Genomic DNA, 14,370 nt, shown 5'->3' with positions numbered 1-14,370 from the left:
CCCCATGCCGCTGCTGACGATCTATCATCGAACCGAATATCATTACGCCCACGCGGTCGCTTTCGGCGAACACCGGGTGATGCTGCGGCCGCGCGACAGCCACGATCTGCGGATGCTGCAGGGCGAGCTGGTGATCACGCCGCAGCCGGCGTCGCTGCGCTGGATCCATGACGTGTTCGGGAACAGCGTCGCGATCGCGACCTTCGATCAGCGCGCGACCCAGCTGACGTTCGATTCCACCGCGACCGTCGAGCATCATCCGAGCGAGGAATTCGCGCTGACGCCGGACGATCCCGCGTTCTTCTATCCGTTTTTCTACGACGAGGAGGAGTTCCCCGACCTCGAGCGGTTCATCCGCCCGCATTGCGGCGATCCGGACGGCGAGCTGGCGCGTTGGGCGCGCAGCTTTCTCGACGCCCAGGGCTCGACGCCGACGTTCAAGATTCTCAGCGGGCTCACTCACGGCATTCGCGCGGCGTTCAGCTATCGCAAGCGCCACGCCCACGGCACCCAGCATCCGCTCGATACGCTGCAGACCGGCTCCGGCAGTTGCCGCGATTTCGCGCTGCTGATGATCGAGGCGCTGCGCCGGCTCGGCATCGCCGCGCGGTTCGTCTCCGGCTATCTGTTCGTGCATGGCGACCGCGCGCACGGCTATGTCGGCGGCGGCTCGACCCACGCCTGGGTGCAGGTCTATCTGCCGAGCGCCGGCTGGATCGAGTTCGATCCGACCAACGGCATCATCGGCAATCGCGATCTGGTGCGGGTGGCGGTGGCGCGCGATCCGTATCAGGCGATCCCGCTGCACGGCAGCTATTTCGGTGGCGCCGACGCGTTTCTGCGGATGGACGTCAGCATCAACGTGGTCTCGGCCGGGGACGCCGCCGCGCGGGAATTGACACCCGCGGCCACGGACTGATTTGCGGGGGGACGTGATGCTCGATCGCCTGTTCGTCTACGGCACGCTGATGCGCGGCTTCGACAATCCGATGGCGCGGCTGCTGTCGTCCGACGCGGACTATCTCGGCCCGGCGACGATGCCCGGCCGGCTCTATCGGGTGCGGCACTATCCTGGGCTGATCGCAGCCGACGATCCGGCCGACATCGTGTTCGGCGAATTGTTCAGGCTGCGCCGGCCGCACGAAACTCTCCCGCGGCTCGACGATTACGAAGGCTGCGGCGAAGGCGTCGCCGAGCCTGCGCAGTACCGGCGCGAGGTGGCGCGCGTCACGCTGCAGGACGGCGGGGCGGTCGAGGCCTTCGTCTACATCTACAACTGGCCGGTCGCGGGGAAGCCGCACATCGTCTCCGGCCGCTTTCAGCCGGAGGATTCACCCGGCTGAAGCCGCGGCCGCGCGCGACCTCGGTGGTCTAGCTGATCGTGATCTGAGCCGAAAACCGCTGTCCGCTTTTCGGCGTCACGCGCTAACGGTTCAAATGCAGCTCGATATGCGCATTGGCCGCGAGCGGCAGCAGCGTCAGCCAGTTCGGATCGCCGGGTTCGGTCAGGCAGAAGCTGGGGAAGTCGTAAGCGTCGACCGCAGCGGTGGCGATGTCGAGCGCGTTCCCGCAGTCGTCGCATTTCCAGGAGTGGATCACATAGACGTCGTCGACGGTCTCCACGCCGAGTGACGTCATCTCCACATTGCAACGGTTACAATTTGCCATGGTTCTGGCTCCTACTTGTTCGATCGCGCCGGTTCCGTTGCGGGGACGACGCACATGAGCCCTGGACCTTGGTCGATCGTTCTCCCCCGACTCCCGCGGCATCGCGTGGGTGCGTCACTGAAAGCCCGCTTATGCGGTGCAGCAATGAGGCAGATCAAACCTGCCGCAATTGCGAATTGGCGTTGATTTAGCGATGGATTTCCATCCCGCAATGCGGAATGTCCCGAGGACTGGTATGCATTCGCAGCGTTGATTCAATCCGAGGTCGTGGAATTGGCGAATCGCAATCGATATTGCGCCAGGCGCGCCGTTCTGGTCGATGAGCCTGTGAATAGCCGGGAGAACTCGGCGGCCCTACGCCTCTGCCTCGATCAAGCCTATATCTCTCATCGGTTGGCGCCGCCGCGTCCCGAGCTTGAGCCCCGCACTCCATGCGCTTCACGCCGCAATTCCTCGACGAGTTGAAAGCCCGGCTTCTGGTGTCGGAGGTGGTCGGCCGTCGTGTGAAGCTGAAGAAGGCCGGGCGGGAGTGGAAGGGGCTGTCGCCGTTCCAGCAGGAGAAGACGCCGTCGTTCTTCGTCAATGACGAGAAGCAGGCGTGGTTCGACTTCTCCTCCGGCAAGAACGGCTCGATCTTCGACTTCATCATGCAGACCGACGGGGTGGATTTCCCCGAAGCGGTCGAGCGGCTCGCGGCGATGGCCGGCCTTGCGCTGCCGGCCGCGACGCCCGACGCCGCGCGCCAGGAGCAGCGCCGCCGCTCGCTCTACGATGTGATGGAGCTGGCGGCGACCTACTTCGCCGACAATCTCGCCTCGCGCGCCGGGGCCCGCGCCCGCGGCTATCTCGCAGATCGCGGCATCCTGCCGTCGACCCAGGTCAAGTTCCGGATCGGCTTCGCAGCGAACGAGCGCTACGCGCTGAAGGAGCATCTCGGCAGTCACGGCGTGCCGGTCGGCGACATGATCGAGGCCGGGCTGCTGTCGGCGGGCGACGACATCCCGGTGCCGTTCGACAAGTTTCGCGACAGGGTGATGTTTCCGATCACCGACATCCGCGGCCGGGTGATCGCCTTCGGCGGCCGGGCGCTGGAGAAGGACGTTGCGGCGAAGTATCTGAACTCGCCGGAAACGCCGCTGTTTCACAAGGGCGACAATCTCTACAACCTCGCCACGGCCCGCAAGGCGGCGCATGACGCGGCCGGCAAGTCGACGCCGAACAGCGCCGCGGCGGTGATCGTGGTCGAAGGCTACATCGACGTCATCGCCATGGTCACCGCGGGGTTTGCCGCGACCGTCGCGCCGCTCGGCACCGCGCTGACCGAGAACCAGCTTCAACTGCTGTGGAAGATGGCGGATGAGCCGATCCTGTGTTTCGACGGCGACCGCGCCGGCCAGAAGGCGGCGTTTCGCGCCGCCGATCTGGCGCTGCCGCATCTGAAGCCCGGCAAGAGCCTGCGTTTCGCGCTGCTGCCCGAGGGCCAGGACCCCGACGATCTCGCCCGCGCCGGCGGTCGCCTCGCGATCGAGGAGGTGATCGGCGCGGCGCGGCCGCTCGCCGATCTGTTGTGGTCGCGCGAGTCCGAAGGCGGCAGCTTCGCCACGCCCGAGCGCCGGGCGGCGCTGGAGGCGCGGATCAACGAACTTTCGGGCGGCATCCGCGACGAGGTGGTGCGGCGCTATTATCGCCAGGACTGGGCCGAGCGGCTGCGCGCGGCGTTCGCGCCGCAAGGCGGTTTCGGAGGAGGCTTTGGAGGCGGGTTCGGCGGCGGCTTCCGCGGCGGCGCTGGGCGCGGCGGTGATTCGCGGCGCGGATTTCCGCCGCGCGGGGGTTTTCCACAGGGGGGCGGCCGTTTTGCGCCGCGCGGCCAGCCGTCCGGCCTCAGCTCTCCACCGTTCGGCCGGGGCGCGTATCAGGTCGCCAGCCCTGACCTCGCATCCAGTCCGATCATGCGCGGCCAGCGCAGCGCGATGTCCCGCCGCGAGGCGCTGATCCTGCAATCGCTGCTGCACCACCCCTGGCTGCTGCACGACCACCTCGAGGAGATAGCGGCGCTGGAATTCGCCCATCCGGAGGCGCACCGGCTGCGGGCCGCGATCATCGCCGCCTTCGCCCAGGACCATCATCACGGCGACGATCCGGCGGGGCACGCCGAAAAGCTTCGCGCCGATTTGGTTAAGGCCGGATTATCCGAGCAATTGCAACGCGTTGAGCGCGCAATCACGACTTCCGCGGTGTGGGGCGCGGGATCCGGCGCCGCCCGCGAGGATGTACTTTCGACGTGGCAGCAACTGGTTGCCTTGCATCGACAATCGCACTCCTTACTTAGGGAATTGAAGGACGCCGAGCTGGCCCTGGGCGAAGATGGCAGCGAGGCCAACAATGCGTGGTTGAACGACGTCAAGGCGCGGCTCTCGGAAGTGGAAGGCACTGAGGCGCTGATCGAGGGATTCGGCGAATCATCCGGCCGGTTCCATCGGAGCGTCTGACGGGTATTCGAGGCGGGCCATGCGGCGGGATCCGCGAAATGACTCGCCAAACCCCCGCATTGGCTGCAAAAACAGGGTTAGTAAGGGCTTAACGGCATTCCGGTAGAAGGCCTTCGGGCGACCATTTTGGGAAACCATCAAGCGGGATCGTGTCGGGTGGCGCAGGCTGGCGCCGCCCTTTGCGCGTCTCACCCGGCAAGGCAAGTTTTCATGACGGCGCGGCGACGCGCCCTTCATGCGCGCGTTCAGGAGCAGTGAATGGCCAGCAAGGCGAAGACGGTTCAGTTGAAAGACAAGGAAAAGGACGACAAGGCCGACGCGCCGGAGAAGGACTCCGCCGACGCTCCCTCGCCGTTGCTCGACCTGTCGGACGCGGCCGTCAAGAAGATGATCAAGCAGGCCAAGAAGCGCGGCTTCGTGACCTTCGATCAGCTCAACGAAGTGCTGCCCTCCGACACCACGTCGCCGGAGCAGATCGAGGACATCATGTCGATGCTGTCCGATATGGGCATCAACGTGTCCGAGGCCGAGGAAAGCGACAGCGAGGACGAAGAGTCCAAGGACGAGGCCGAGGAAGAGCCCGATAACGACCTCGTCGAGGTCACCCAAAAGGCCGTCACCGAGACCAAGAAGTCCGAGCCCGGCGAGCGCACCGACGATCCCGTCCGGATGTATCTGCGCGAGATGGGCACCGTCGAGCTGTTGTCGCGCGAGGGCGAAATCGCCATCGCGAAACGGATCGAGGCCGGGCGCGAGGCGATGATCGCCGGGCTGTGCGAAAGCCCGCTGACCTTCCAGGCGATCATCATCTGGCGCGACGAGCTCAACGAAGGAAAGATCTTCCTTCGCGACATCATCGATCTCGAAGCGACCTATGCGGGTCCCGACGCCAAGAACAACATGAACCCGGCGATGGCCGGCGAGGGCGGCGAAGAAGCTGCGGCCGAAGGCGAGGGCGGAGCGCCCGCGCATCTCGCGCCGCCGGCCGCGCCGCCGTCGGCGACGCCGTTCCGCCCCGCGCAGCAGCGCGCCGCGCCGTCTCAGGCCCCCGCCGGAGAAGGCGGAGGTGAAGGCGCCGCCGAAGGCGACATGGACGACGACGAGTTCGAAAACCAGATGTCGCTCGCGGCGATCGAGGCCGAACTCAAGCCGAAGGTGGTCGAGACCTTCGACAAGATCGCCGACAACTACAAGAAGCTCCGCAAGCTGCAGGAGCAGGACATCGCCAACCAGCTCGAGAGCGCGTCGCAGGGACCATCGCTGTCGCCGTCGCAGGAGCGCAAGTACAAGAAGCTCAAGGACGAAATCATCGTCGAGGTGAAGTCGCTGCGGCTCAATCAGGCCCGTATCGATTCGCTTGTCGAGCAGCTCTACGACATCAACAAGAAGCTGGTGTCGTTCGAAGGCCGGCTGCTGCGGCTCGGCGACAGCCACGGCGTCGCGCGCGAAGACTTCCTGCGCAACTATCAGGGCTCCGAGCTCGATCCGCGCTGGCTCAACCGCGTCTCGAAACTGAGCGCCAAAGGCTGGAAGAACTTCGTCCACCACGAGAAGGACCGGATCAAGGAATTGCGCCAGGAGATCCAGTCGATGGCCGCATTGACCGGCCTCGAGATCGGCGAATTCCGCAAGATCGTGCACTCGGTGCAGAAGGGCGAGCGCGAAGCCCGCCAGGCCAAGAAGGAAATGGTCGAGGCCAATCTGCGTCTCGTGATCTCGATCGCCAAGAAATACACCAATCGCGGCCTGCAGTTCCTCGATCTCATTCAAGAGGGCAATATCGGCCTGATGAAGGCGGTCGACAAATTCGAATATCGCCGCGGCTACAAATTCTCGACCTACGCGACGTGGTGGATCCGGCAGGCGATCACGCGCAGCATTGCAGACCAAGCCCGCACCATTCGCATCCCGGTGCACATGATCGAGACGATCAACAAGATCGTGCGCACCTCGCGGCAGATGCTCAACGAGATCGGCCGCGAACCGACCCCGGAGGAGCTTGCCGAAAAGCTCGGCATGCCGCTGGAGAAGGTGCGTAAGGTTCTCAAGATCGCCAAGGAGCCGCTGTCGCTCGAAACCCCGGTGGGTGACGAAGAGGACAGCCATCTCGGCGACTTCATCGAGGACAAGAACGCGGTGCTGCCGATCGACGCCGCGATCCAGTCGAACCTGCGCGAGACCACCACGCGCGTGCTCGCCTCGCTGACGCCCCGCGAAGAACGCGTACTCCGGATGCGCTTCGGCATCGGCATGAACACCGACCACACGCTGGAGGAAGTCGGCCAGCAGTTCTCGGTGACCCGCGAACGTATCCGTCAGATCGAAGCCAAGGCGCTGCGCAAGCTGAAGCATCCGTCACGGTCGCGGAAGCTGCGGAGCTTCCTGGATAACTGACGTTGACAGTGAACCGGCGGGTTGCCTGTCGGCACCTCTGCTTTCATCGTCTTCCAAATGCCCGGCCCGCGCCGGGCATTTTCATATCCGAGGTGAAGGGATGCGCGCCGTCATCGGCAGCGCGCTCCCTCTCCCGCTTGCGGGGGAGGGCCGGGGTGGGGGCGCAACGCGGACGGACGATCAGTTCGGCACGTTTCCTTCGGCATTCAGATAGCGCACACCCATCAATCGAAGCATCGATTTGCATCGCGGCTCGACAGCGACGTCGTGCCTGTGGCGGCCCCCACCCCAACCCTCCCCCGCAAGCGGGAGAGGGAGTCCGGCTGCCGTTGTGGAAGCGCATTGGACCATTTGCAGCAGAGTGCGCGGTTGTGGCCCGGGGTGAGCCCAAACGCAGGGCGGTGGGCGAAGCCGTAACCCGCCGTCTTGAGCGCGGTGGATGACGCCTTCGGCGCATCCGCCCGATGGGCTGTTGTCGTGCTGCGGAAGTTGAAGCATCCGTCAAGGTCACGGAAGCTGCGGAGCTTCCTGGATAACTAAGCGCCCGTCCCGCGTCATCCTGAGGACCCGGCGCAGCCGGGCGTCTCGAAGGACGACGCGGCCACAGACAGTGTTGCTGCAATGGCCGGGCTCACCCCCGGCCATTTTTGTTTGCTCGGCCGCGATGGAGCGAGGCGCAGCCCAGCCGCTGCCTGCTCCCTCTCCCGCTTGCGGGAGAGGGTTGGGGTGAGGGCGCCACGAGTCGCAGTCTCACTGTCCGGCCCTCTGAACGGCTTTGAGGGCTGTAGGGTGGGTTAGGCGAAGCCGTAACCCACCACTCCGATTGCGGCGGATGACGCCTTCGGCTCATCCCCCCTACGGGCTACGATCCTGCAGATACCCGATCACGCTGAACTGGTTCTTGGCATGCGGGTTGCCGCTGCGTCCGAACATCCGCTTCAGTCTTTCCGACGCGTCATTCTGTGATGTTCATATCGAGCGCGTAACTCGGGGTCGGAATTGTTGCCCAAGACGATGTTCGCGTCCCCCAAGACACCAGCAAGGCCGGGCGTCTGAAGTACCATGTCTCCGAGGCGTTCGTATGCGATCGGCCTTGCTGTGAATGGCTGCAGGTAGCGGTCGAGAATGCCCTTGGCTGGCGTATCGAGTTCTCTGGTCAAGGCGAGCAGGTATTCGGTCTTGTCGGTCCGTGCCCGCCTGCCTTGCTGACGGCAAGATCGGGCGCCGTCTGGGTGCGATCCTGTCCAGCCCAGGGATAGATCGCATCGAACAAAATACGATGGGTCTCCAGAACATGATCGTATCGAATGACATCGACGTCGGCGAGCCGCGCGAACGCTTCGGGCAGACCGCTCGCAAATGAAGTGTGTTCCAGTCTGCGAACAATTTCGAGGTCCTTCTCATTCGCGAAATTGCGCAGGTAGCCTTGCGTCTCGAAATCGCCGAAAGGATCGAAAGTCACGGTCTGGATTCGCGCAAGTAGCGCGCTTGTAGTTCCACCATGGCGCGCCGGCTTAAATGTCCTGCGCGCTGCAGTGACAACAATGTCCGCTCGATATCGTCCAACACGACGACGTCGTCCGCCAGCCGGGTCATATGATGCGCGAGGACATTGGCCTCTGTTTCGGACAGTTGGACCTGATGTTGCCGCGCCAAGTCGGCAATCAAAACGGCAGTCACATTTTGCTGGCCGGACATGAGGACTTCCTCCTCTTTCCTTATAGCATCTAAGCGACTGAAAATCCACACAAAGCCCTCGTCCGCGCCGCGTGCCGCAGATGCACGGCGGAGGCTGCTACGCTGATCAGATCACAGCCGATCGCTCGTTCATGCCGCAGGATTCACCACCCGCCACTCGATGCTGAGGCCGGCGGCTGGGTTAGGCAAAGCCGTAACCCCACCACTCCGATCGCGGCGGATGACGCCTTCGGCTACGGGCTCACCCCGGCCATTTTTGTTTGCCCGGCCGCGATGGAGCAAGGCGCAGCCCAGCCGCGGCGCGCTCCCTCTCCCGCTTGCGGGAGAGGGTTGGGGTGAGGGCGACACGGGCGCTGTGCGTCGTGCGTAGCCCGGATGAGCGAAGCGACATCCGGGACCACGCTTGCTGATGCAATCAGCCTTGGTGATCCAAAGATCTCACGACCCGGACAGCCTCATGGTGAGGAGGCGCGCAGTGCCGTCTCGAACCATGCGCCGCAGGCCCCCGTGGCCTCATCCTTCGAGACGCCCGGCTTCGCCCTGCGGGCTTCGCCGGGCTCCCCAGGATGAGGAGGCCGCGCCAAATCCAGGGCCGTTGCCATCAGGCGGAGATCCGTAGGGTGGGTTAGGCGCAGCCGTAACCCACCATCTCAGCCGCGGCGGATTACGCCTTCGGCTAATCCGCCCTACGGGCTCTGGAACAAGCCGCACAAGATCCCATAGCGACCAGCGCAGCATGGCTCACCCACCCGACGAGCGACATTCGCTCCGCGCCCGCTACCTGCCGCAGCGCGCCCCTCTCCCGCTTGCGGGAGAGGGCCGGGGTGAGGGCGACACGAACACTGACTTGGCAAGTCTGGGTGCAGCCGCAGCCGCAGCGCATAGCTTTGGAGTAAGCGGCGTAGCGTCGTAGGGTGGGTTAGGCGAAGCCATAAGCCACCATCTGCTGCTGCGGATCACGCCTTCTGCTGATCCGCCCTGCGAGGCTCGTGGCTTTCGATCAAATTCCTTTGGTCAACTTGAGTAATGGTCTCTGTATCTAAATCCGCGGGCGGGGCGGGCATTGTTACTAAGCCATTTCCAGAAATTAGCGAATCCCTACAGCTTTTAGCGAATGCGGGATCGTCGCTGTTGGAAAGATACCGAGCGACACTAAAAATCTCTGAAGTCGAAATAAGTGCTGTGCCCGATGATGCCGCTGCGGTAATGCACTTTTGTGTAAACTGTGTCTCGCGAGAGGCCGGCGGCAATAGTCGAAACCCGTTTCCGAACAGGACCCCTTTAGCAGGAGAGCTAACTTCGTCTCGAAGTAAATCTTCGTGGATGTTCATTGCGAGCTGCCGTAGCTTATCAATGTTGATTGCTTTATTGTCTTTCCCCTCAGCTTCACCGAGCAGTCTGCCCTCATCGCTTTCGAAGATAACGTCAAATTCTGATGAGCCTTCCTTGTATGAGGTGGCTCGAAAGCCAAGAATTTCTAGCGCCTCAATTAGAGCTCGCTCCAAAGGCCTTCCTTTCTCGTACAGCAGCGCCCGTAGCCTGCCCGCACCACTCAGTCGATCCTTGGCGTCTTCTTTTCGCTTTTGAGCCGCCTCTACTTCTCGCTCCGCATCCAAAAGTTCTCGTAGGAAAGTCTCTTCCTTCTTTAGCGCGAAAACGGAATCAGTTGCCCAGGCCGGTTCCGGCGTTATCTCAGCGGATGAATGTAGTGATTTGTCCAAAGCTACGAGTGAACCAATGATTTTTGCTGCAAACCTTTCCCCTTCTGGAGTCCAGGGGGATTCATCTTCACCGACTTCATCAAGATAGAATTCATCTCGATCGAATTGTATGTCGGGTAACAACACGAGCGAGCCAGTTGAAGTCTTGCTTCTAAGAACTGCGCCAACGGGCTTGTCTCCAATTTTTGTTGTGAGAGTTGTTCCCGTGGTCTCGCTGGGCAGTAGCACCTTAAACTCAGATAGGTCTGCAAATTCAGCCCAATAGAATCCGAGCAGCTCCTGCCCCAAAGTTGTTAACTTGATGCTCGTGCCGCTGGCTAGAACGGGGCTATAAGAGATCGGAATGGCATTGTAGTTCGAATAAAAATCGACGATGCGTGTGGTCTTCTGATTTCGACCGGTCCCCGAATATTCACGCTTGCCGGTGTCAATAAAAACTTCGTCTATTGGCGGGAGGAAGACGATTATCGTTCTTCCATTGTCAAAGGCTTGTTTGATTTCTCGGCGCCAATGTTCACACGACTCCTTAAGGGAGAACGAAGAGCTTTCGCTGAGACTTGCCTTTCCTTGAAAGGTCTGAATCGAGTCGTATTTAAACTTGTCAATTACCGGCCTGAACAACACAATGTCCCAATCGAGAAGAGAAATTCTGTCTTCAAAGTCGCGGCCTTCGACGTTCGGAGAGGCAAGTTCGATTCCAATCGTGAGGATTCGTTTGGCCATGTGATCTTATCCGAGTAGCAATTTCGTATTTGGAGAAAATTGCAATTTATATCCGTTTCAAGCAACAGAAGTGTATCTTTTGGATGTTGGTTTCTTCCACGTTGTGCTCATTCTATTCCTCCGACTCTCTTCGAAAAATGCCGAAGATTATACCCTTGGTGGCATCCGGGATGAGTCGATGCGTTTGTGAACAAGCGAAAGCAACGTAAAGACCTCTTCTGCATCTTCCTTGTTGATTGCCCAAGATATCCGCGGTGTGTGTGCTGTCGTATTGCGGAACATGCCAAACAGCCCTTTCACTAGATTGCAGAATCCGCGCTGCTCTGACTTGTCGCTCTCCGTGCTCCATTCATTGATGGCGAGAAGTGGTGGATTGCCAGACAGGGTTCGATCAACGAGTGTGGCGCCATCATCCAGAAGGCCAGACCGCTCGCGTAGCTTATCGGCGACGCCCTTTGCTGCTTCGAGGATCGCATGAAAATAGTTCTCAGCTAGCAGCTCCTCCCGGCAAAAGCGCAATACGTCGGGATGTACGCTTCTCATCTCAAGGTCGCCGCGGAGATCGGATGCTCGTCGCTTTGCCTCTGATAGTGTTTCCGCTTCCCCAACGCTTACCAATTCTCCTGATTCTCTAACCGCCAAGCCTGAAAATGCCAGCGCAACATTTAAATGTCTTCGCATGGGCTCGTAACGGCCCTGTTGCCGAATGAATCTTGCCGGCTTCATTGCGTGCCTAATGAATGCGAGGATCGGAACGCGATCCTGTTTCGCATTCTGGATGTGGGCGAAGGCGTTGTAGAGACGGTGTCGTTTCGTCACGGTGGGCGCAACGTCGTCGATCCTACAGGTGCTTAACAGGTGAGCGATTTCCGACCCAGTGAGCCCGATCTCCGTATCTCCTAATGCGTCGGCGATCGCCTGCAGATGGGCTTGCTCAAACATTTTGGACATCGATATTCTCTGAATTATATCCGCGGACTCGTACTGGAAAGCATGGGTTGAACGCTCTTGAGAAGCAAGACGTTGCATTCGGTTGAACGTACTTCGTGTCGCCTTGACAAAAGTCCTATATCGTATATATTCCTATCCATCCCGCTCCAATACCGAGGGGCGGCTCGCGATCGTCACTAGTCGCGGGGCGGGGTGCGGTGGCCGCGGCAGCGTCGGGCGCGGAGGGAAGGTGGTTGGGGGCCGCGAGGCAGGGGGTCCGCAGGGCTTGGCCTTAATGTCTATGGAGCCGCCGACCTGAAGCGCATGACGACGACGCTGTGCGATGCAGGCCGGGGCGGAGATGCGCCCCATCTGCATCGCCTTTGCGCGCCGGCCCAAAGCGTGTGGTCCGGACGCCCGTCGCTGGCGTCACGGGATGGACCGCCTGCCGGCCGACTGGCCGCAGGAAACCACTGGTTCAGACACTGTCTTCTGAAAAGCACAGCGTCTTCCGAACAGCTCAGTCCCGACGGTGACGAACCCAAGCGCATCAATCGCCACCGCGGAGAGCACGAAGCAAGCCGGAAGCCTCACCGCGTGCGGAACGCCTGACGTGTCGGTGCTTTCGTGGTGACTCACTCATGCGCTTTTTGCCCTGCGCATGAGGCTGCGGACGCATCGCGCGTCCGGCGTTCCGCGCGCCCTCGTTTCGGGCGCGGCGAAGGTGCAGGCACCCCATTCGCGCAAAACCACCTGCCCGCGCCGTCCAAACAACAGGGGCGATGACTCCTGTCTGCGCAAAGCCGGAATCACCAACGCCGCTTCCGGTGCCTGTTGCCCGCCGTGCCGATACGACGGTCCGCGCGGATGGCGGCCCTCAGCGCTTCTTCACAAACACCGTGCCGGCCGAATACCCCGCGCCGAAGCTGCAGATCAGGCCGAGATCGTCTTGCACGAGATCGTCTGAATTCTTGTGAAAGGCGATGATCGAGCCCGCCGACGAGGTGTTGGCGTAGGTGTCGAGGATGATCACGTTTTCTTCGCGCGAAGGCTCTCGGCCGAGCACCTTGCGGCCGATGATCTCGTTCATGTTGATGTTGGCCTGATGCAGCCACATCCGCTTCAACGCGTGCGGGTCGATGCCGAGTTCGCCGGCGTGGTCGATGATCATGTCGGAGACCATCGGCACCACTTCCTTGAACACTTTGCGGCCCTGCTGCACGAACAGCTTGTCCGCGAGGTCGCGGCCCTCGGGCCAGGCGCGGTTGAGGAAGCCTGAATTGTTGCGGATGTTGTTGGAGAACTGCGTCTTCAGCCGGGTGCCGAGGATCGCCCAGCCGTCTTTGGCTTCATCCGCGCGCTCGACGATCACCGCGGTGGCGACGTCGCCGAAGATGAAATGACTGTCGCGGTCGCGAAAATTGAGATGTCCCGAGCAGATTTCCGGATTGACCATCAGCACCGCGTCGGCCGAGCCGGTGGCGACGAAGTCCGCCGCGGTCTTGATGCCGAAGGTGGCGGACGAGCAGGCGACGTTGATGTCGAAGCCGAAGCCGCCGATGCCGAGCGCATTCTGCACCTCGACCGCCATCGCCGGATAGGCGCGCTGCATGTTGGAGCAGGCGCACAGCACCGCGCCGATCCGCTCGCGCGGCTTGCCCCAGCGCTGCAGCGCCTGTTCGGCCGCCTTCACGGCGATCTCGGCGAGCAGCGAGATCTGTTCGTTCGGCCGCTCCGGGATCACCGGCCGCATCAGCTCGGGATCGAGGATGCCCGGCTTCGCCACCACGTAGCGCGACTTGATGCCGGACGCCTTCTCGATGAATTCCGCGGACGACGGCTGCAGCGGCTCGATCTGCCCTGCTGCGATTGCGGCGGCGTTGGCTTGATTGAAGTTCGCGACGTAGCTGTTGAAGGCCTCGACCAGCTCGGCATTCGAAATGCTGTCGGGCGGGGTATAGAGGCCGGTCGCGGCAATAACGGCAGGGCGCACGGAAAGCTCCGGTCACGATGGGCTGAGTGAGGACCGCCGGCCGTTGGCGATCCGCCGCGCCCCACGGTATCCGACGCCCATTGGCCATCGTCTGCTTTGACGTCGGACAAAGAGCGGGAGGCGGCCAGGTCGTCCCTTGGTCGGAGTGTCGAACCGCCTTCGCGAGACGCGTCGGCAAGCGGCCGGCACGGACGAATGCGGTATGAAACGGGTCGTGGCAAAACACAAGGACCATCGAGGGATCTCGCACATGCACACCGGACATCTGCTGCAGCCGCTGCCACAACCGGCCCCCGACGAGGCGCTCGACACCTTGCTGGCCCGCGGCGGGGTCCGCATCGAGCGGATCGTGTCGTTCGGCCAGGCGAGCCCGGAAGGCTTCTGGTACGACCAGTCCGAAGACGAATTCGTCGTGCTGCTGTCCGGCGCCGCGACGCTGCGCTTCGCCGATGGCCGCGACGTGCCGCTCACGCCGGGCGCCTGGGTCGACATCCCGGCGCATTGCCGCCACCGCGTCGAGGCGACGGCGGCGGGCGAGGCGACGGTGTGGCTGGCGGTGTTCTGGCCGGCCGCGTAGTCCGTCGTCCGACGTGATGAAATACAAACGCGCCGCCCGCCGGACGCCCCTTGACAAAATTCCTATAGGATCATATACCCATCGCATCCCGCCCCGATGAGAGGGGCGTTTCGCGATCGTCACGATCCGCGGGGCGGGAGGCGGTGGACGGCGGCGCGCCAGGCGCGGACGCCGGTG

11 protein-coding genes are annotated in these 14,370 nt (G+C 62.3%); 5 read left to right on the top strand and 6 right to left on the bottom strand.

Annotated elements, in window-relative coordinates:
• Positions 1-4 precede the first annotated feature (4 nt).
• Both BMY71_RS21415 and BMY71_RS21410 read left to right on the top strand, forming a co-directional pair.
• Entirely contained in the window at positions 5-919 is a 915-nt protein-coding gene (locus BMY71_RS21415) for a transglutaminase family protein (protein WP_092686093.1), read from the top strand.
• A gap of 16 nt (positions 920-935) precedes the next feature.
• A complete protein-coding gene (locus BMY71_RS21410; RefSeq protein WP_092686092.1) occupies positions 936-1,343 on the top strand; it encodes a gamma-glutamylcyclotransferase family protein in 408 nt (135 codons plus the stop codon).
• 82 nt (positions 1,344-1,425) lie between these two features.
• On the opposite strand, the gene BMY71_RS21405 is transcribed toward BMY71_RS21410, so the two are convergent.
• Complete coding sequence (locus tag BMY71_RS21405; RefSeq protein ID WP_011504356.1) at positions 1,426-1,668, bottom strand: hypothetical protein; 243 nt, start codon at positions 1,666-1,668, stop codon at positions 1,426-1,428.
• 431 nt (positions 1,669-2,099) lie between these two features.
• On the opposite strand from BMY71_RS21405, the gene dnaG reads away from it, so the two are divergent.
• Together dnaG and rpoD are read left to right on the top strand one after the other, a co-directional pair.
• Positions 2,100-4,157 carry a DNA primase gene (dnaG, locus tag BMY71_RS21400; RefSeq protein ID WP_092686091.1) on the top strand — a complete coding sequence of 686 codons (2,058 nt, stop codon included), beginning with the start codon at positions 2,100-2,102 and terminating at the stop codon, positions 4,155-4,157.
• Between the two features lie 258 nt (positions 4,158-4,415).
• A complete protein-coding gene (rpoD, locus tag BMY71_RS21395) occupies positions 4,416-6,551 on the top strand; it encodes an RNA polymerase sigma factor RpoD (RefSeq protein ID WP_092686090.1) in 2,136 nt (711 codons plus the stop codon).
• A gap of 1,156 nt (positions 6,552-7,707) precedes the next feature.
• On the opposite strand, the gene BMY71_RS25115 is transcribed toward rpoD, so the two are convergent.
• From BMY71_RS25115 to BMY71_RS21370, 5 genes are all read right to left on the bottom strand, one after another.
• The gene (locus BMY71_RS25115; RefSeq protein ID WP_210185070.1) at positions 7,708-8,013 is read right to left on the bottom strand and encodes a hypothetical protein; all 306 of its coding nucleotides are present in this window, start codon (positions 8,011-8,013) and stop codon (positions 7,708-7,710) included.
• The gene (locus BMY71_RS21385; protein WP_049760784.1) at positions 8,010-8,249 is read right to left on the bottom strand and encodes a hypothetical protein; all 240 of its coding nucleotides are present in this window, start codon (positions 8,247-8,249) and stop codon (positions 8,010-8,012) included. The genes BMY71_RS25115 and BMY71_RS21385 overlap by 4 nt, the downstream gene beginning before the upstream one ends.
• Positions 8,250-9,205: 956 nt before the next feature.
• A complete protein-coding gene (locus BMY71_RS21380) occupies positions 9,206-10,693 on the bottom strand; it encodes a hypothetical protein (protein WP_175557747.1) in 1,488 nt (495 codons plus the stop codon).
• Positions 10,694-10,840: 147 nt separating this feature from the next.
• Complete coding sequence (locus BMY71_RS21375; RefSeq protein ID WP_092686089.1) at positions 10,841-11,644, bottom strand: TIGR02391 family protein; 804 nt, start codon at positions 11,642-11,644, stop codon at positions 10,841-10,843.
• Between the two features lie 856 nt (positions 11,645-12,500).
• Positions 12,501-13,616, bottom strand: a complete 1,116-nt coding sequence (locus BMY71_RS21370; protein WP_092686088.1) for a beta-ketoacyl-ACP synthase III — start codon at positions 13,614-13,616, stop codon at positions 12,501-12,503.
• A gap of 250 nt (positions 13,617-13,866) precedes the next feature.
• On the opposite strand from BMY71_RS21370, the gene BMY71_RS21365 reads away from it, so the two are divergent.
• Positions 13,867-14,193 (top strand): cupin domain-containing protein, encoded by a 327-nt coding sequence (locus tag BMY71_RS21365; protein WP_092686087.1) that lies wholly within the window; start codon positions 13,867-13,869, stop codon positions 14,191-14,193.
• The last annotated feature ends 177 nt before the right edge of the window (positions 14,194-14,370 follow it).

The sequence above is a fragment of the Rhodopseudomonas pseudopalustris genome (assembly GCF_900110435.1).
Taxonomy (GTDB): Bacteria; Pseudomonadota; Alphaproteobacteria; order Rhizobiales; family Xanthobacteraceae; genus Rhodopseudomonas; species Rhodopseudomonas pseudopalustris.
This window is presented reverse-complemented; position numbering and strand designations above follow the sequence as displayed.